Origin of the sequence: Pseudomonas delhiensis (assembly GCF_900187975.1) — a bacterium.
GTDB lineage: Bacteria > Pseudomonadota > Gammaproteobacteria > Pseudomonadales > Pseudomonadaceae > Pseudomonas > Pseudomonas delhiensis.
Window position 1 is genome coordinate 17665 of the sequence record NZ_FZPC01000005.1, and the last position, 16203, is coordinate 33867.

At 60.5% G+C, this 16203-nt stretch carries 19 protein-coding genes and 1 pseudogene; 10 read left to right on the forward strand and 10 right to left on the reverse strand.

Annotated features, from left to right (window positions below):
• Genes cyoC through cyoE form a run of 3 tightly spaced genes read left to right on the forward strand, consistent with a single transcriptional unit; the run spans position 1 to position 1866 of the window.
• Complete coding sequence (gene cyoC / locus CHC02_RS05545; protein WP_089390507.1) at positions 1 to 630, forward strand: cytochrome o ubiquinol oxidase subunit III; 630 nt, start codon at positions 1 to 3, stop codon at positions 628 to 630.
• A complete protein-coding gene (gene cyoD / locus CHC02_RS05550) occupies positions 630 to 968 on the forward strand; it encodes a cytochrome o ubiquinol oxidase subunit IV (RefSeq protein ID WP_009617607.1) in 339 nt (112 codons plus the stop codon). The genes cyoC and cyoD overlap by 1 nt, the downstream gene beginning before the upstream one ends.
• Positions 969 to 978: 10 nt before the next feature.
• Complete coding sequence (gene cyoE / locus CHC02_RS05555; RefSeq protein ID WP_089390508.1) at positions 979 to 1866, forward strand: heme o synthase; 888 nt, start codon at positions 979 to 981, stop codon at positions 1864 to 1866.
• Positions 1867 to 2163: 297 nt separating this feature from the next.
• Here the strand turns inward: cyoE and CHC02_RS05560 are convergent, their stop codons facing one another.
• The 3 genes from CHC02_RS05560 to CHC02_RS05570 all read right to left on the reverse strand — a co-directional run bounded on the left by CHC02_RS05560 (position 2164) and on the right by CHC02_RS05570 (position 4379).
• Positions 2164 to 3462, reverse strand: a complete 1299-nt coding sequence (locus CHC02_RS05560; RefSeq protein WP_089390509.1) for an NAD(P)/FAD-dependent oxidoreductase — start codon at positions 3460 to 3462, stop codon at positions 2164 to 2166.
• Between the two features lie 44 nt (positions 3463 to 3506).
• Positions 3507 to 3680: a DUF3094 family protein gene (locus CHC02_RS05565; RefSeq protein ID WP_009617611.1), complete on the reverse strand. Its 174-nt coding sequence runs from the start codon at positions 3678 to 3680 to the stop codon at positions 3507 to 3509.
• A 69-nt stretch (positions 3681 to 3749) separates the two neighbouring features.
• Positions 3750 to 4379: a DUF1780 domain-containing protein gene (locus tag CHC02_RS05570; RefSeq protein ID WP_089390510.1), complete on the reverse strand. Its 630-nt coding sequence runs from the start codon at positions 4377 to 4379 to the stop codon at positions 3750 to 3752.
• Positions 4380 to 4511: 132 nt separating this feature from the next.
• Here CHC02_RS05570 and CHC02_RS05575 point away from each other — a divergent pair, with 132 nt between their 5' ends.
• The 4 genes from CHC02_RS05575 to CHC02_RS05590 all read left to right on the forward strand — a co-directional run bounded on the left by CHC02_RS05575 (position 4512) and on the right by CHC02_RS05590 (position 6437).
• Complete coding sequence (locus CHC02_RS05575; RefSeq protein WP_089390511.1) at positions 4512 to 4928, forward strand: GNAT family N-acetyltransferase; 417 nt, start codon at positions 4512 to 4514, stop codon at positions 4926 to 4928.
• A 2-nt stretch (positions 4929 to 4930) separates the two neighbouring features.
• A complete protein-coding gene (locus tag CHC02_RS05580) occupies positions 4931 to 5401 on the forward strand; it encodes an FAD/FMN-containing dehydrogenase (protein ID WP_167364877.1) in 471 nt (156 codons plus the stop codon).
• Positions 5398 to 6114: an energy-coupling factor ABC transporter permease gene (locus CHC02_RS05585; RefSeq protein ID WP_089390513.1), complete on the forward strand. Its 717-nt coding sequence runs from the start codon at positions 5398 to 5400 to the stop codon at positions 6112 to 6114. The genes CHC02_RS05580 and CHC02_RS05585 overlap by 4 nt, the downstream gene beginning before the upstream one ends.
• A gap of 107 nt (positions 6115 to 6221) precedes the next feature.
• A complete protein-coding gene (locus CHC02_RS05590; protein WP_089390514.1) occupies positions 6222 to 6437 on the forward strand; it encodes a hypothetical protein in 216 nt (71 codons plus the stop codon).
• 287 nt (positions 6438 to 6724) lie between these two features.
• Here the strand turns inward: CHC02_RS05590 and CHC02_RS05595 are convergent.
• From CHC02_RS05595 to pilB, 7 genes and pseudogenes are all read right to left on the reverse strand, one after another.
• Positions 6725 to 6838: pseudogene (locus CHC02_RS05595) on the reverse strand (putative toxin-antitoxin system toxin component, PIN family); the annotation flags it as partial.
• Positions 6838 to 7077 (reverse strand): ribbon-helix-helix domain-containing protein, encoded by a 240-nt coding sequence (locus CHC02_RS05600; protein ID WP_089390515.1) that lies wholly within the window; start codon positions 7075 to 7077, stop codon positions 6838 to 6840. The gene CHC02_RS05600 and the pseudogene CHC02_RS05595, both read right to left, overlap by 1 nt.
• A gap of 921 nt (positions 7078 to 7998) precedes the next feature.
• Positions 7999 to 8208 carry a DNA gyrase inhibitor YacG gene (yacG, locus tag CHC02_RS05605; protein ID WP_089390516.1) on the reverse strand — a complete coding sequence of 70 codons (210 nt, stop codon included), beginning with the start codon at positions 8206 to 8208 and terminating at the stop codon, positions 7999 to 8001.
• Complete coding sequence (coaE, locus tag CHC02_RS05610; protein ID WP_089390517.1) at positions 8205 to 8813, reverse strand: dephospho-CoA kinase; 609 nt, start codon at positions 8811 to 8813, stop codon at positions 8205 to 8207. The genes yacG and coaE overlap by 4 nt, the downstream gene beginning before the upstream one ends.
• Positions 8814 to 8882: 69 nt before the next feature.
• Complete coding sequence (locus CHC02_RS05615; RefSeq protein WP_089390518.1) at positions 8883 to 9755, reverse strand: prepilin peptidase; 873 nt, start codon at positions 9753 to 9755, stop codon at positions 8883 to 8885.
• Between the two features lie 2 nt (positions 9756 to 9757).
• Positions 9758 to 10975, reverse strand: coding sequence for a type II secretion system F family protein (locus CHC02_RS05620; RefSeq protein ID WP_089390519.1), 1218 nt, complete (start codon positions 10973 to 10975; stop codon positions 9758 to 9760).
• A 3-nt stretch (positions 10976 to 10978) separates the two neighbouring features.
• Positions 10979 to 12682, reverse strand: coding sequence for a type IV-A pilus assembly ATPase PilB (pilB, locus tag CHC02_RS05625; protein WP_089390520.1), 1704 nt, complete (start codon positions 12680 to 12682; stop codon positions 10979 to 10981).
• A gap of 230 nt (positions 12683 to 12912) precedes the next feature.
• On the opposite strand from pilB, the gene CHC02_RS05630 reads away from it, so the two are divergent.
• The 3 genes from CHC02_RS05630 to CHC02_RS05635 are packed head-to-tail and all read left to right on the forward strand — an operon-like array spanning position 12913 to position 16202.
• Positions 12913 to 13329 carry a pilin gene (locus CHC02_RS05630; protein WP_089390521.1) on the forward strand — a complete coding sequence of 139 codons (417 nt, stop codon included), beginning with the start codon at positions 12913 to 12915 and terminating at the stop codon, positions 13327 to 13329.
• A 58-nt stretch (positions 13330 to 13387) separates the two neighbouring features.
• Entirely contained in the window at positions 13388 to 15331 is a 1944-nt protein-coding gene (locus tag CHC02_RS29855) for a tetratricopeptide repeat protein (protein ID WP_139210246.1), read from the forward strand.
• Positions 15318 to 16202 carry a glycosyltransferase family 2 protein gene (locus CHC02_RS05635; protein ID WP_089390522.1) on the forward strand — a complete coding sequence of 295 codons (885 nt, stop codon included), beginning with the start codon at positions 15318 to 15320 and terminating at the stop codon, positions 16200 to 16202. The genes CHC02_RS29855 and CHC02_RS05635 overlap by 14 nt, the downstream gene beginning before the upstream one ends.
• Position 16203: the final 1 nt, after the last annotated feature.

A 16203-nucleotide genomic window follows, 5' to 3' on the forward strand; every position in this document is an offset into this window, starting at 1 on the left:
ATGTCTACGGCAGTATTGAGCAAACACTCGGTCGCCCACGAAGCGGGGCATGACCACGATCACGAACACCACGACTCGGGTGAGATGACGGTCTTCGGCTTCTGGCTGTACCTGATGACCGACTGCATCCTGTTCGCCAGTGTCTTCGCCACCTACGCTGTGCTCGTCGGCCATACGGCCGGCGGCCCCAGCGGCAAGGACATCTTCGAACTGCCCTACGTGGCCGTCGAAACCGCGATCCTGCTGATCTCCAGCTGCACCTACGGCCTGGCCATGCTGGCCGCGCACAAGGGCGCCAAGGCCAAGGCCATCGCCTGGCTGGGCGTGACCTTCCTCTGCGGCGCCGCGTTCATCGCGATGGAAGTCAACGAGTTCCATCACCTGATCGTCGAAGGCTTCGGCCCGAGCCGCAGCGCCTTCCTGTCGTCCTTCTTCACCCTGGTCGGCATGCACGGCCTGCACGTGACCGCAGGCCTGCTGTGGATGCTGGTGCTGATGGCGCAGATCGGCACCCGCGGCCTGACCGCGCAGAACAACACCCGCATGATGTGCCTGAGCCTGTTCTGGCACTTCCTGGACATCGTCTGGATCTGCGTATTCACAGTCGTCTACCTGATGGGGGCCGTGTAATGAGCGCCGCTGCACACGACAACCACGGCGCCGGCCACGGCAGCCTGGGTTCCTACGCAATCGGTTTCGTGCTGTCGATCATCCTCACCGCGATTCCGTTCTACATGGTCATGGACGGCGGCTTCACCCGCCACGCGACCATCCTCACCATGGTCATCCTCGGCCTGGTGCAGGTGGTGGTGCACCTGGTGTGCTTCCTGCACATGAACATGTCCTCGGAAGGCCGCTGGAACGTGATGGCGTTCATCTTCACGGTGATCGTCATCCTGCTGGTGGTGGGCCTGTCGCTGTGGATCATCTTCAGCGCCGATGGCCTGATGATGCCGATGGTGAACTGAGGCTGACGACGTGAAGCTGAAGCGTTATCTCCTGGTGACCAAGCCGGGCATCATCTTCGGCAACCTGATCGCCGTGGCGGGGGGCTTCTTCCTCGCCGCGCGCGGCAGTGTCGACCCGATGCTGCTGCTGGCGACGGTGATCGGGCTGTCGCTGGTGGTGGCCAGTGGTTGCGTGCTGAACAACTGCATCGACCGTGACATCGACCGCCACATGGAGCGTACCCGCGGCCGCGTGACCGTGACTGGGCAGATCTCGCTGAAGGCCGCCCTGGCCCACGGCGTGGTGCTCGGCCTGGCCGGCTTCGGCCTGCTGGGGTGGAAGACCAACGTGCAGGCGACCCTGATGGCGGCGTTCGGCTTCGTCGTCTACGTCGGCTTCTACAGCCTCTGGCTCAAGCGCACGTCGATCTACGGCACCCTGGTGGGCAGCCTCTCCGGGGCCATGCCGCCGGTGGTGGGCTACTGCGCCGCCGCCGGTCATTTCGACATGGGCGCGGCGGTGCTGCTGCTGATCTTCTGCCTGTGGCAGATGCCGCACTCCTACGCCATCGCCATCTTCCGCCTGAACGACTACAAGGCGGCGGGCATCCCGGTGTGGCCGGTGGCGCGCGGCATCGAGGCGACCAAGCGGCAGATCCTCTACTACGTGCTGGCCTTCGGCGCCGCCACCCTGCTGCTGACCGTGACCGGCTTCGCCGGCTACGGTTACCTGGTGGTGGCCCTGGCGGTCAGCGCCTGGTGGCTGTTCATCGCCGTCTCGGGCTTCCGCGCCGAAGACGATCGCCTGTGGGCACGCAAGCTGTTCGCGTTCTCCATCATCGCCATCAGCGTGCTGAGCCTGATGATGTCGATCGACTTCCAGGGCCTGCCGGCCCCGGCGCTGGTAGCCGCGCTGTAAGGCAAGCCAGTGGTACGAAAAAGCCGCCCCTCGGGGCGGCTTTTTCATGCCTGGGAAAACATCGCGAACGTTACGCTGCGATCACGCACGGCTTTTCGTAGGAGCGAGCTTGCTCGCGAACAATAGGCCCACCGCCGACCCTTCCTGTAGGAGCGCGCCCTGCGCGCGAATCGCGGGCAGGGCCCGCTCCTACAGGGAGCACGGAGCGGATCGCGGATGAATCCGCTTCTACAGGTGTACGGGCCCCCTGGCGTAGGGCGCATAACCGTTCGCGGTTATCCGCCGTTTCCCGGCGCGTCAGTGCAGCTTCAACCTCGGCTCGGTACTGCGCCCGATGCGGTCGCCGATCATCATCAGCGCCGTGCGGGTGAAGCCATACAGCGCCATCTGGTGCATGCGGTACAGCGAGATGTAGAACATCCGCGCCAGCCAGCCTTCCAGCTTCACGCTGCCCATCAGGTTACCCATCAGGTTGCCCACCGCGCTGAAGCGCGACAGCGAGATCAGCGAGCCGTAGTCGGTGTAGCGGTATTCCCCCAGCGGCTTGCCCTCCAGGCGCGCCACCAGCGACTTGGCCAGCAGCGAGGCCTGCTGGTGCGCGGCCTGGGCGCGCGGCGGCACGGTGCGTTCGCTGCCGTCGCCGAGCGGGCAGGCGGCGCAGTCGCCGAAGGCGAAGATGTCGTCGTCGCGGGTGGTCTGCAGGGTCGGGCGCACCGCCAGTTGGTTGATGCGGTTGCTCTCCAGGCCGTCGAGGTCCTTGAGCAGGCTGGAGGCGCGGATGCCGGCGGCCCAGACCTTGAGGCTGGCGGGGATGAACTCGCCGCTGGCGGTCTTCAGCCCCTCGGCGGTCACCTCGCTCACCGGCGAGCCGACCAGCACGCGCACGCCGAGCTTCTCCAGGGTGCGGTGCACCGGCTGGCTGATGCGCTCGGGCAGCGCCGGCAGCACCCGCGGGCCGGCCTCGATCAGGGTGATGCGCATGTTCTCCGGCTGGATGCCGTTCAGCCCGTAGGCCGCCAGCTCCTGCGCGGCATGGTGCAGTTCGGCCGACAGCTCGACGCCGGTGGCGCCGGCGCCGACGATGGCCACGCTGATCTGGTCGTCCTCGCCCTGGCGGGCGTGGGCGCGCAGGTAGTGGGTGAGCAACTGCTTGTGGAAGCGCTCGGCCTGCTCGCGGGTGTCCAGGAAGATGCAGTGCTGCGCGGCCCCGGCGGTGCCGAAGTCGTTGGTGGTGCTGCCGATGGCCAGGACCAGGGTGTCGTAGCCCAGGGTGCGCGCCGGCAGCAGCTCGCTGCCGTCCTCGTCGAGGGTGGCGGCCAGCTGGATGCGCCGGGTCGCGCGGTCCAGCCCGCTCATCCGGCCGAGCTGGAACTGGAAGTGGTTCCATTTCGCCTGGGCGACGTAGTTCAGCTCATCCTCCGCGGAGTTGAGCGAGCCGGCGGCCACTTCGTGCAGCAGGGGTTTCCAGATGTGGGTGAGGTTGGCGTCGACCAGGGTGACCTGGGCGCGGCCCTTTTTACCCAGGGTGCGGCCGAGACGGGTCGCGAGCTCCAGCCCGCCGGCGCCGCCGCCGACGATCACGATACGATGGGACATGGGACGTACTCATAGCTAGGGAATCCTGTGCGGGCCGGCGGCGCTCAGTGCGCGAGGTAGGCCAGGAGGCGGCTGAGCAGTCCCAGGACGATGACCACGAGGGTGAGCCCGGCCATCATCAGCCAGGGCTTGAAAGGTGCACGCTCGACTTGGTGAACGGGCGAGCTGAGGTACTGCTCGACCTTCTGCTGGTCTTCGGGGCTCAAGCGACTGGGCATGGGCGGCCTCCGTTTCTAATGCCGAGCATTCTAGTCGGGTGTTGGCTCGCGCTCAATCCGACCCATCGGTCAGAGCCCGACGCCATTGTCGAGCAGCACCACGCGGCCGAGCTGGCTGCGCAGGAAATCCGGGGCGTCCTCGTGGGCGAAGATCACCCGGGCGAAGTTCGGCCCCACCAGCGACAGCGAACGCCAGCCCTGGCGCAGGAACTCCGTGGGCGGCGGAAAAGGGGTGTTGAAGTCCGGCGTCTCGCGCTTGAGGCTGACGAAGGCGAGCAGGTCCAGCTCGCCCGGGTCGATGCCGCGCTCGCTGTAGTTGTGCGCCTTCTTGCGCAGGGTCGGCGCCAGGCGCCGCTGCAGCTCGCTGCAGTTGATCCGCCGCGGCTTCTGCTCGCGGCGGATCAACTGGCGCAGGCTCTGGGCCAGGCGCCGGCGTTGCAGCTCCTCGCGCCATTCCTCGTTGAGCCGGCGGCCCTCGTCGAGGACGAAGAACACCTCGAAGCAGGCGTCGCGGAACAGCACGTCCGGCGGCTGCTGTTCCGGCGCGATGAACTCCTCCTGGCGAAAGGGTACCTTGAGCGTCTGCAGCAGGCGCTCGCAGGCCCAGCACTCCCGGTCCCACTTGCGCGCGTTGGAGAGGAACTCATTGGCCAGTTCCGCCTGGCGCCGGAGCAGGTGCAGGTAATCGGTTTCATTCATATCAACAGCTTAGCCGCTGCTGGCGCTTCGGTCCCGCTGCGACATGGCGCCTCACCCCATGGCCGGGCAAAAGTGCCGGAGTTGGCGGCGCCCTGTGTACACTGTGGCGATCCTTCCCCGGAGCCCTTCAGCATGTTCCTGCGCAGCGCATCGACCGCCGATCACCCGCGGCTCATCGCCCTCTGGGCGCGCACGCCGGGCATCCAGCTGCGCCGCGACGACGACTTCGAACCCTTCGCCGCCTACCTGGCGCGCAACCCCGGCCTCAGCCTGGTGCTGGAGGCCGAGGGGCAACTGATCGGCAGCCTGCTGGTCGGCCACGACGGCCGCCGCGGCTACCTGCAGCACCTGGTGGTGGATGCGCCCTACCGGGGCCGCGGGCTGGCCCGGCGCCTGCTCGACGAGGCGCTGGCACGCCTGGCTCGGCTGGGCATCGGCAAGTCCCATGTCTTCGTATTGCGCGACGCGCCCGAAGCCCTGGCCTTCTGGGAGGGCCAGGCCGGCTGGGGGCGGCGCGACGACATCCTGGTCTATTCCGCTGGAGCCTGAGCATGAGAAGCCTGTGTGCCGCACTATTATTGTCCCTGGTCCCGCTGCTGGGCCTGGCCGCTGGCGAGGAGGGCGCCCCGGCGGGGTGGACGCTGCTCGACCAGTACGAAAAGCCCTACACCCAGAACGACGACCTGAAGGTTCTGCTGGTCGCCCGCGACATGGCCGGCGGCAAACTGCTCAAGGCGGCGCTCGAAGGCCGCCCGCAGGGCTACCTGGAACGGCGGCACGCGGTCTTCGTCGCCGACATCAGCCGCATGCCCTCGCTGGTCTCGAAGATGTTCGCCGTGCCGGCCATGCGCGACTACAACTACCGCGTGCTGCTCGACCGCGAGCCGCGGGTGGCCAGTCACTTCCAGGTACCGGCGGACAGCCTGCTGTGGATAAGCCTGCAGCAGGGCAGGGTGGCCGCCACCCAGGCCTACGATTCCGCGCCCGCGCTGCGTGAGGCCCTGGAGCAGGTCCGCCCGTGATAGCCGCGCAACTGCTCTCGGAAGAGAGCCTGGCCCTGGGCTGGGCGCTCTACCTGCCCGCGCTGGCGCTTGCCGCGTGGCGCACGCCCTGGGTGGAACTGGTCAGCGACTTCCGCCGCCAGCACCTGGTGTTCGGCACCATGCTGGCGCTGTTCCTGCTGTGGCTGGTGCGCAGGGACTTCGCCTCGGGGCTGTCCTTCCACTTCATCGGCATGACCGCGGTGACCCTGCTGCTGGACTGGCCGCTGGCGCTGCTCGTCGGCCTGGTGGCGCAGCTCGGCCTGTGCCTGCTGGGGCGCCAGGACTGGGCGGCGATCGGCGTCAACGGCGTGCTGCTGGTGCTGGTGCCGGTGTTCATCACCGAAATGGCGGCGCTGTTCGTCGAGCGCCGCCAGCCGCGCAACCTGTTCGTCTACATCTTCTGCTCGGGCTTCTTCCCCGCGGCGCTGGCGGCCCTGTGCAGCATGCTGCTGGGCCTGGGCCTGCTGTGGGTGGACGGCATCTTCCCGATGCCGCCCTGGCTGGACGACTTCATCGGCTACCTGTGGCTGATCATGTTCCCCGAGGCCTTCATCAACGGCACCGTGGTCACCGGCCTGGTGGTCTTCTACCCGGACTGGCTGGAAACCTTCAACCGCACCCGCTACCTGCAGGCGCCCTGGAAGGAAGAGAAGAAGGACGAGGGCAGGGACGACGAGGATGATCGGCATTGATGACAGCCGATTCGCAGATGTCATCCCTTTCCTCGGATTGATCCAGGTCAGTTCGCCGCAATCGCCACGCCGGGACACTCTGCTGCCCCACAGCGATGGAGAACGGCATGAGCATTCACAGTTGGGCCGAACAGCGCCTTCACGAACTGCTGGTGGAAGCCGAGGCGGCCGGCATGGACACGCAACTGGTGCTGCGCGCCCTGCTCAGCTCGGTGGTGCGGGCCAACGCCCAGGTGCGCACGGAAGAAGACCTGGCGCACGAACTGCACTTCCTGGCCGAGAACCTCGACGAGGAGCGCGATTACGCGTTCATGCGGCCGTGACGTTGCCCCGAGTCCGTTCGTAGGATGGGTGGAGCGAAGCGATACCCATCGCCGGCACCGGATGGCGGGGAATGCCGTCCTTGCTGTTGATGGTGGGGTCGTGCGGGCACTGTCGAAACAACCTGCACCGAGATGCTCTTCGTAGGAGCGAGCTTGCTCGCGAGCAGATTCCGCAGTGAGGCTCATTCGCGAACAGGCTAAGCCTGTCCCCGCCGGGCGGATTCATCCGCAATGCCCCCGCAGCGGCGACGCATTCGACTCCTCGGCGGCCCGGGCTCCGAGGTCGATGAGCTTGCCACGGCCCGCAATGTTGCCCGCCACGCGCGATAGATGGCGTCGGGCGCGCCATGGGGCGAGATGAGGGCACTGGACAGGATGTTGCTATCCAGCACGACCCGCATCAGCGCTTGCGTGCCCAGGCCAGCGCTTCGTCGACCGCACCGGCCAGTTCGGCTGCGCTCCGCTGGGCGTTGGCGGCCTTGGCCTGTTCGGCGCTCAGTTCCAGGATATGGGCGCGCACCGCCTCCTCGATGAAACGCGACAGGTCGCCCTTTCGCCCTCCGCCCTGGCTGGCCAGGAACATGCGTAGCGCCTGGTCGGTATCGGCCGAGACGGCGACGTTCCAGCGAACGGTTTCCATGATGATTTCCTGCAATAGGTGTTTATGTGCCTGTGTGTTCATGTGCCGAAATCCGTAGCGAGCACAACAGCGCAATCAAGCCCCGAGGCAGAAGCCATTCGCGAGCTCGCTCCTACCAGGAATATGTTGTGCGGCGACCGCATAGGCGCAACGGTGAGCCACCTGAGCCGAGCGCTCTTCGCAGGATGGGTTGAGCCTTGGAGAAACCCTGCGGCCATGGCGATGGAGTTTCTTCTACACCCGTAGGAGCAACTGTCTTCTAGGCTCCCTCGCTCGCGGGGGTGACTGGATCAAAATTCGCGTCTCCCATGTCGCCCCATTGTAGGAGCAACTGTCTATTGGGTTTGGGTGTAGCGCGCCGCTCCGAGTGCGTGGATGTCTCTCGTTTCGCCCCCTCGGGCGAGTCACTTCTTTCAAACGCCAAAGAAGTAACCAAGAAGGCTTGCCCCGACATACGGGCCCGATGGAGCCGGGCTACCCTCACGAATTCCCCCGCCACGGAGGCCCGCCCCGACAGCACGTCCCTGTATTGATCGGGGCTCTCGCGACATCCATGTCGCATGACCTCCTGAGCGCCGGTTTCGCTCGGCCTTCTGAAGGGGCGTTCCGGTGCGCTCGGATATTTCTCTGGAAATCCAAAATCAAGAGCCGCTTTTGCTCTTCGTAGGAGCGAGCTTGCTCGCGAACCCTGGGTTTCCGTGTTCGCGATAGTTCGTAGGGCGCATAACGCCTACGGCGTTATCCGCCATGATCGCGGACGGAGTCCGCTTGTACGGTTCCAGGGAAGCACGGACGTAGGAGCGGGCTCTGCCCGCGATTCGCGCGCAGGGCGCGCTCCTACAGGGGAATGGCATGGCTCGGCCCGCGTAGGATTCATCCGCGATGCCGGCCAACAGGCCGGCCCATCCAGCTCGCGAACCCTCAATGCCCCCGCAGCGGCGGTGCATCCAGCTCCGCGGAGAACACGTCGTCCTCCAGGTCGTTGCCGGGAATCGCATGCTCCTCGGCGGCCCAGGCGCCCAGGTCGATGAGCTTGCAGCGCTCGGAGCAGAAGGGGCGGTAGAGGCTCTTGGCGCTCCATTCCACCGGGGCGCCGCAGGTCGGGCATTCAACGGTCAGGGGTTGGCTCATGGGCGTCCTCCGCGCAGGCTGAGATAGAAATCGTGCAGGCGCTCCACTTCGCGCTGCAGGTGGCCGAGATCGCGGTCGTTCAGCAGTATGTCATCGGCATGCTTGAGGCGGTCGTCGCGTTGCGCCTGCGCCTGCAGGATGGCGCGCACCTGTTCCTCGGGGACGTTGTCCCGACGCACGGTGCGCTCCAGTTGCAGGTGCTCGGGGGTATCCACCACCAGCACCCTCTGGGCCATGCGGTGCTGCCCGGACTCCACCAGCAGCGGCGAGACCAGGATGGCATAGGGCGACTCGGCCTGCGCCAGGTTGCTGGCGATCTCCTGGCCGATCAGCGGGTGCAGCAGCTGCTCCAGCCAGCGGCGCTCCTCCGCGGACTGGAAGATGCGCTCGCGCAGGGCCGCGCGGTTGAGGCTGCCATCGGGCAGCAGCATGGCTTCGCCGAAGCGCTCCACGATGCTCGCCAGCGCCGGCCGGCCGGGCTCGACGACCCAGCGCGCGGCATGGTCGGCATCCACCATGTGCACGCCGAGGTTGGCGAAGTGGGCGGCGGCGGCGCTCTTGCCGCTGCCGATGCCGCCGGTGAGGCCAAGGATCCAGGGTTTCATCGTACTCCTCGCGCCTGGCTCCCCGTCGTCCCGCGAACGCCGGGCCGGAGGGGCAGCGCTCGGGCAGGATTACCGGAAGCCGGCGAACTGCAGATAGGTAGTGGTTATTTGATCACCCCAGAGCAGCGCAATCCAGCCGGCGATGGCCAGATAGGGCCCGAAGGGGATCGGCGTGCCGGTCTCGGCATTGCGCAGGCGCAGCAGAATGACCCCCAGCACGGCCCCGACCAGGGACGAGAACAGGATGGTCAGCGGCAACACCTGCCAGCCGCCCCAGGCGCCGAGCATGGCCAGCAGCTTGAAGTCGCCATGGCCCATGCCTTCCTTGCCGGTCAGCAGCTTGAACAGCCAGTACACCGACCACAGGCTCAGGTAACCGAGCACCGCCCCCCAGAGCGCATCGCCCAGGCTGGCGAAAAGCCCGAAGTAATTGACGATCAACCCCAGCCAGAGCAGCGGCAGGACCAGCGCATCCGGCAGCAACTGGTGGTCGACGTCGATCAGGCTCATGGCCAGCAGCCCCCAGGTCAGCAACAGCATGGCCCCGGCCTGCCAGGTAAAACCGAAGTGCCAGGCAGCGAAGCCGGAGAGCAGGGCAGTGGCCAGCTCGACCAGCGGATAACGCGCACTGATCGGCGCCTTGCAGGCCGAGCACTTGCCGCGCAGGGCGAGGTAGCTGACCACGGGGATGTTCTCCCAGGCATGGATCTCATGGCCGCAATGCGGGCACTGGGAGTTGGGCAGGACCAGGTTGTAGGTGGCCTTCTGCTCGGGCTGGGGCAGGGAAAGCGCATCCCGCGCCTGCTGTTGCCATTCCAGCTCCATCATCTTCGGCAGGCGGTGGATGACCACGTTGAGGAAGCTGCCGATCAGCAGGCCGAGCAGGGCGGCGCATAAAACAAAGGCCAGCGCGTGGCTGGCCAGGAAGTCGAGTACAGGCATGCTTAGACGACGGAACCCAGTTGGAAGATGGGGAGGTACATGGCGATGATCAGGCCGCCGACCAGTACGCCGAGGACAGCCATGATCATGGGCTCCATCAGTGTGGTGAGGTTGTCGACGGCGTTGTCGACTTCTTCTTCGTAGTAACTGGCAACCTTGTCCAGCATCGAGTCCAGGGAGCCGGACTCCTCGCCGATGGCGGCCATTTGCACTGCCATGGAGGGGAAAACACCGGTGGTGCGCATGGAGAAGTTGAGTTGGGTTCCCGAGGAAACGTCCTGCTTGATCTTGCTCACCGCACTGCGGAATACCACGTTACCTGTGGCACCGGATACGGAGTCCAGCGCCTCTACTAAGGGGACACCGGCCGCAAATGTAGTAGAAAGTGTGCGGGCATAACGGGCTACAGCGGACTTGTAAATAATTCCGCCAATAATAGGAATCTTCAGAATCAGTCGATCAGCCGAGTCGCGGAATTTCTCGGACCGACGGTGTGCTTCGCGGAGTCCGAAGGCCAGCGCAAACAGAGCGAGCAGGATAATGAACCACCATTTTTGCAGAATTTCTGACAGGCCGATAACCATCTGGGTGAAGGCTGGTAGTTCAGCTCCAAAACTCGAAAATACTGTCTGGAATTGAGGCACAACCTTGATCAGCAGAATTGCTGAAACGACTACTGCCACGACGATGACCGCTATGGGATAGGTCATCGCCTTCTTGATCTTTGCCTTCAGCGATTCGGTCTTTTCCTTGTAGGTCGCTACACGATCCAGCAGTGTTTCCAATGCACCGGACTGCTCGCCCGCATCGACTAGATTGCAGTAAAGGTCATCGAAATAGAGGGGCTTTTTACGTAATGAGTTGGCCAGGCTGTTACCCGCAGCTACTTCCTGCTTGATGTCCTCCACCAACTTCTTCATGTTGGGGTTGTCGAAGCCTTCGGCAATGATGTCGAAGGACTGCAGCAGGGGCACGCCCGAACCCATCATGGTCGCCATTTGCCGGGTGAAGAGGGCGATGTCCATGGGCTTGATCTTCTTGCCCTTGCCCAGCAGTGAAATTCCCTTCTTGCGCACCTTGGTCGGATTGATGCCCTGCTTGCGCAGTTGCGCCTTGACCAATGCTGTGTTGGCGCCGGAAAGCTCCCCTTTGACTTTTCCACCTTTCCTATCCGTGCCTTCGAAAAGGAAGACACTGGTTTTCAACGCTTTTTCCGCCATGGATTAATCCTTGGTCACGCGGTTGACTTCCTCGAGGCTGGTAATGCCTTGCATGGCCTTGAGCAGGCCCGAGGTGCGCAGGTCATTGAAGCCTTCTTTGCGGGCTTGCTCCGCGATCTGAATGGAGTTGCCTTCTTCCATGATAATCCGCTGCAGCGACGGCGTGATTTTAACCACTTCATAAATACCCACGCGGCCCTTGTAGCCGTTCTTGCAATTTTCGCACCCCACGGGGGAGTACAGCTTGAAGCTGCCGATCCGCTCCTCGGGGAAGCCCTCGTGAAGCAGGGTTTCGCGCGGGATATCGTGTTCCTTCTTGCAGTGGGCGCAGAGCTTGCGCGCCAGGCGCTGGGCGATGATCAGGTTGGTCGAGGTAGCCAGGTTGAAGGAGGCCACGCCCATGTTCAGCAGGCGCGTGAGGGTTTCCGCGGCGCTGTTGGTGTGCAGGGTGGACATCACCATATGGCCGGTCTGCGCGGCCTTGATGGCGATCTCGGCGGTTTCGAGGTCGCGGATCTCACCGACCATGATCACGTCAGGGTCCTGGCGCAGGAAGGCGCGCAAGGCCTGGGCGAAGTCCATGCCCTGGCGGGGGTTTACGTTGACCTGGTTGATGCCCTCCAGATTGATTTCCACCGGGTCTTCTGCGGTAGAGATATTGATGTCCGGGGTGTTGAGGATGTTCAAGCCGGTATAGAGGGATACCGTTTTGCCCGAGCCGGTAGGGCCGGTTACCAGGATCATGCCCTGGGGTTGTTTGAGGGCTTCCAGGTAAAGCTCTTTCTGCTCCTCCTCATAACCCAGCGCATCGATGCCCATCTGTGCGCTGGCCGAGTCGAGAATCCGCATCACGATTTTCTCGCCCCACAGCGTAGGCAGGGTGTTGACGCGGAAGTCGATGGACTTGCTCTTGGACACGCGCATCTTGATGCGGCCGTCCTGGGGCTTGCGCCGCTCGGAAATATCCAGGCCCGCCATTACCTTGAGGCGCGCGGAAATCCGGCTGGCCAACTGAATCGGTGGTTTAGCCACTTCATGCAGCATGCCGTCGGTACGGAAGCGCACCCGGTAGATTTTCTCGTAAGGCTCGAAGTGCAGGTCGGACGAGCCTCCCTTGATGGCATCCAGCAGCATCTTGTTGACGAAGCGCACCACCGGCGCGTCATCTGCGTCGCCGCCGATGGTCTCTTCCTTGCGCTCAGCGTCGCCGCTTTCGATGTCCAGGCCTTCCAGATCGACGTCGCCCAGGTCGTCCAGCCCCCCGGTAGCGCTCTCGAAGAGCTTCTCGATCGCGTCACCGAGCTTGTCATCCTCAACCAGGATGGCTTCGGTGGTCAGGCCTGTACTGAACTGGACATCAGTGATGGCTTGGTGATTGGTCGGGTCGGAGATGCCGACAAATAGCTTGTTGCCTCGGCGCCACAATGGGATGACGCGGTGCTGGCGAACCAGCTTTTCACTGATCAGTTCCCTCGGGAGGCCTTCCTTGTCGATAGCGCCAAGATCGCAGAAGGCTATACCGAACTGATCCGCCGCTAACTCGGTCAGTGGCCGGCTTCTCACCAGTTTGTTCTGCACCAGGTAGGTCACCAACGAAAGCTTGTTTCGTTGAGCCTGCTGCTGGGCCTGTTGAGCGCTTTTTTCGTCCAGCAGTTCAGCGATCACCAGTTGGCGGGCGAGACCGGAAAGCACGACTTGATCGTTCATTGGGGGCGATATGCGAGTTGAGTTGGATGGGTCTTATAACGCACGGGGGCGATGGTGCCAAATGTCCATCATGGGGAGTGCCATTTTTTGTCAGAACATGCCCTCAGGTGATGCTCAGGTTGTAGGCTAATGGCTGTACGCCTCTGCCTACGGCCGTGGATAGGTCTGGCACGATCTGTGCTTTTTTTCTGACAGGTCGATAGACCTCTTCCCATTTCAAGGAGAGTTTCATGAAGGCTCAAAAAGGCTTTACCCTGATCGAGTTGATGATCGTTGTGGCGATCATCGGCATTCTGGCTGCTATCGCTCTGCCGGCCTATCAGGACTACACCAAACGCTCGCATGTTACTGAAGGTCTGTCGTTGGCATCGGGAGCTAAGACTGCTGTCACTGAGTACTACTCGACTAAAGGTGAATGGCCGGCAGGTAACGGTACGGCCGGAATTGCTAGTGCCAGCTCTATTACCGGTAATGCGGTGAGCAGCGTAGCAGTAAACGGTTCTCAAATTACTATCACCTACAATACCAAGGTTTCGCCGGCTGCAACCTTGATTCTGAAAGGTTCTGCTTCTGATGGTGGCGCCGTGACTTGGGATTGCACTGGTGGTAACTTGGATAGCAAGTATCGTCCGTCCAACTGCCGATAATTTTTTTGATAAAAAAGGCCCCGCGTAGGGGCCTTTTTTATATGTGAGGAGTTTTATTTTGCGAGGTCGAATTTTATTCTTTTTGTTGCTTGCTTTTCTCCTCTTGTTTATTGCTTTTCTGTACTCTCCAGGTCTTTGGGGGGATTTTGAATTTGATGATTTGGGGAATATTGTCGAGAATCAGGCTCTATATGTATCTTCTTTGAGCATAGAACAATTGCGTTCGGCTGCCTTTTCGGGAGATGCCGGACCGACTGGTCGACCTGTTACGCTTCTGACTTTTGCACTGAATATCTTCTTTTTTGGGATACAGCCTTTCTACTTCAAGTTGGTGAACTTGCTAATTCATTTAGCCAACGTTGCTTTAGTGGCTGTGTTTTCTTCACTTCTCTTGCGAAGAGTCTACAAACTAAATCCTAGTATATCCCTGTTTGCTGGCTTGGCGGTTGCTGCGATGTGGGGGGCGCATCCACTCAATCTCACTAGTGTTCTCTACATAGTTCAAAGGATGACCAGCCTTTCCGCTTTGTTCGGGTTTGTAGCTTTAGGGCTGTACGCATGGCTGCGACAAGATACACAGGGGGGCGTAGGAATTGGACGAGTGAGTCTAGTGGTATTCGGAGTATTGTTAAGCTTGGTGCTATCGCTGCTTTGCAAAGAGTCTGGAATTCTTTTTGTTCTTCTTATTCTATGGACGGAACTTTGTGTTTTCGAATTTAGGGTTAATGGAAATACCCTGCGGATTGGTAAGTGGTCGGTCCAGTCAATAGTAGTGGCAGTGGTTGCTATTCTGAGTCTAATAGCAGCTATATGGATAATTCCGCCGATGATCTCCCCAGCTGCTTTTGTTCAGCGGGATTTCACGTTGGTGGAGCGGTTACTGACCGAGAGTCGAGTAATCTTTATGTATCTGGGGATGATTTTTTATCCGACACTCTCCGGTTTAAGTCTTTATCATGACGATTTTTTGATATCTAGATCGCTCTTCGATCCCATTCAAACTCTAATTTCCTCTGCAGCCCTTCTGGTGATTCTGTTAACGATGATTTTGTTGTGGAATCGTTGTCGGATGCTAGTGTTTGCTTTGGGATGGTTTTTTATATCACATATATTAGAGTCAACTGTATTTTCACTTGAGCTAGTTCATGAACATCGAAATTATTTTGCCAGCATAGGTTTATTTTGCTTATTCGTTGGTGGGGTGATTAAGCTGCATGGTAGAGCTAAGTTGTTTATGATTGTCCTAGGTGGAGGGGTTTTTCTATTGTACTCCTTTGTTACTTATAATAGGTCAGTAGTTTGGTCTAACCTAGTAGATCACGCTGCGTTCGAAGCCGTTATGCACCCAAAATCAGATCGTGCTAATTATCAGATGGGGCGAATTTATTTGAAGCTTCTGGACTCCACTAAGAACAAAGAGTACGGAGATAAAGCCCGCGAGTATTTCAAGAAAGCTTCCGAGTCCTATGAGCCAGGCAATGGAGCTTATTTCGCTCAAATCCACCTAGCATATTACCTAAAAGAGCAACCAGAAAAAGAGTTGGTGAGCACCCTCGCCGAGCGTCTGCGATCTTTACCTTTTTACAATAGTAATGTTGGTTTCTTGAGGGCTCTGGTTGAGTGTCAGTTAGATGGGCATTGCCAAATGTCAGGGCCGGATTTAGTCGGACTATTGGCCTCGGCAGTGGATAACCCTAGGGCGTCGGCATGGGGGAAAAGTCAAGTATATCTACTGCTGGGGCGTTATTTCATTGAGTCTATTGGCGATACCCTCAAAGGGGAGGAGTTCATCAGGGACGCTATTGCTAATAGCGATCATGCAGGGGCTCGTTTGATGCTGGCTCAGGTGCTACGTTTACAGGGGCGTAGCACTGAGGCCCAAGAACAGTTGGATCAAGCTGAAGCTTTGGACAAGTTCGCGGTCAATGCTCAATGGATCCGTTCAGAACGAGCAAAAGTCAAAGAGATGCTTGATAGGAGGGGAAACAATGCAGAACATTGAAGATGGATTGGGAAAACTTAGCATTATTTTGCCTGCCAAGAACGAAGCTGAGGGGTTGTCACTAATTCTGCCTCGCCTGAAGATACTTTATCCTGATGCTGAGATTATTGTTGTAGACGATGGCTCGAATGACCGGACTGAAGAGGTTTGTGAATCCCTACAAGTCTCTCGAATTTTCCATCATTATAGCAAAGGTAATGGTGCGGCAATAAAAGCAGGTCTCAGACGAGCTACAGGGGATACCGTAGTTTGCATGGATGCCGATGGGCAGCATCGCCCGGAGGATATTCATATTCTCCTAGATAAGATGGCGCAGGGGTATGACATGGTTGTGGGCGCTCGTCGACGATCGGGGCAGGCTAGTGGTCATCGTGGTTTGGCTAATGCCTTCTACAATCGCCTGGCCAGTTGGATGGTGGGGCAGCAGGTTGACGATCTGACATCAGGGTTTCGTGCGATGCGTCGCTTGTTGGTGGAGGAGTTCATCTCTTTGCTACCTAATGGTTTTTCCTATCCGACAACAACTACTATGTGTTTCTTCCGTGCAGGGTATTCGGTAGCTTACGTGCCCGTAGATGTCCAGCAACGTCTGGCTGGTACCCAAAGCCACATCCGCCTGATTCGAGACGGTATTCGCTTCTTAATGATTATTTTCAAGATTGGAACCTTATATTCGCCTCTGAAGATTTTTCTTCCAATCAGTGGAAGCTTGTTCTTATTAGGGTTGGGCTACTATCTTTATACATTTATTGAGTATTCTCGGTTTACGAACATGAGCGCTCTGCTCTTTACTACATCTATCATGGTTTTTCTCATGGGGCTTGTTTCTGAGCAGATTACTAATCTGCTTTACAGTCGTGCTGGGGAATGAA

Coding starts and splice junctions, on each gene's coding strand:
- CHC02_RS05565 (WP_009617611.1), bottom strand. CDS start 3,680: ATGCCCAGTCGCTTGAGCCCCGAAGACCAGCAGAAGGTCGAGCAGTAC.
- CHC02_RS05630 (WP_089390521.1), top strand. CDS start 12,913: ATGAAGGCTCAAAAAGGCTTTACCCTGATCGAGTTGATGATCGTTGTG.
- CHC02_RS05580 (WP_167364877.1), top strand. CDS start 4,931: ATGAGAAGCCTGTGTGCCGCACTATTATTGTCCCTGGTCCCGCTGCTG.
- CHC02_RS05590 (WP_089390514.1), top strand. CDS start 6,222: ATGAGCATTCACAGTTGGGCCGAACAGCGCCTTCACGAACTGCTGGTG.
- cyoC (WP_089390507.1), top strand. CDS start 1: ATGTCTACGGCAGTATTGAGCAAACACTCGGTCGCCCACGAAGCGGGG.
- CHC02_RS05615 (WP_089390518.1), bottom strand. CDS start 9,755: ATGCCTGTACTCGACTTCCTGGCCAGCCACGCGCTGGCCTTTGTTTTA.
- coaE (WP_089390517.1), bottom strand. CDS start 8,813: ATGAAACCCTGGATCCTTGGCCTCACCGGCGGCATCGGCAGCGGCAAG.
- cyoD (WP_009617607.1), top strand. CDS start 630: ATGAGCGCCGCTGCACACGACAACCACGGCGCCGGCCACGGCAGCCTG.
- CHC02_RS05560 (WP_089390509.1), bottom strand. CDS start 3,462: ATGTCCCATCGTATCGTGATCGTCGGCGGCGGCGCCGGCGGGCTGGAG.
- pilB (WP_089390520.1), bottom strand. CDS start 12,682: ATGAACGATCAAGTCGTGCTTTCCGGTCTCGCCCGCCAACTGGTGATC.
- CHC02_RS05620 (WP_089390519.1), bottom strand. CDS start 10,975: ATGGCGGAAAAAGCGTTGAAAACCAGTGTCTTCCTTTTCGAAGGCACG.
- CHC02_RS05570 (WP_089390510.1), bottom strand. CDS start 4,379: ATGAATGAAACCGATTACCTGCACCTGCTCCGGCGCCAGGCGGAACTG.
- yacG (WP_089390516.1), bottom strand. CDS start 8,208: ATGAGCCAACCCCTGACCGTTGAATGCCCGACCTGCGGCGCCCCGGTG.
- CHC02_RS05635 (WP_089390522.1), top strand. CDS start 15,318: ATGCAGAACATTGAAGATGGATTGGGAAAACTTAGCATTATTTTGCCT.
- CHC02_RS05600 (WP_089390515.1), bottom strand. CDS start 7,077: ATGGAAACCGTTCGCTGGAACGTCGCCGTCTCGGCCGATACCGACCAG.
- CHC02_RS05575 (WP_089390511.1), top strand. CDS start 4,512: ATGTTCCTGCGCAGCGCATCGACCGCCGATCACCCGCGGCTCATCGCC.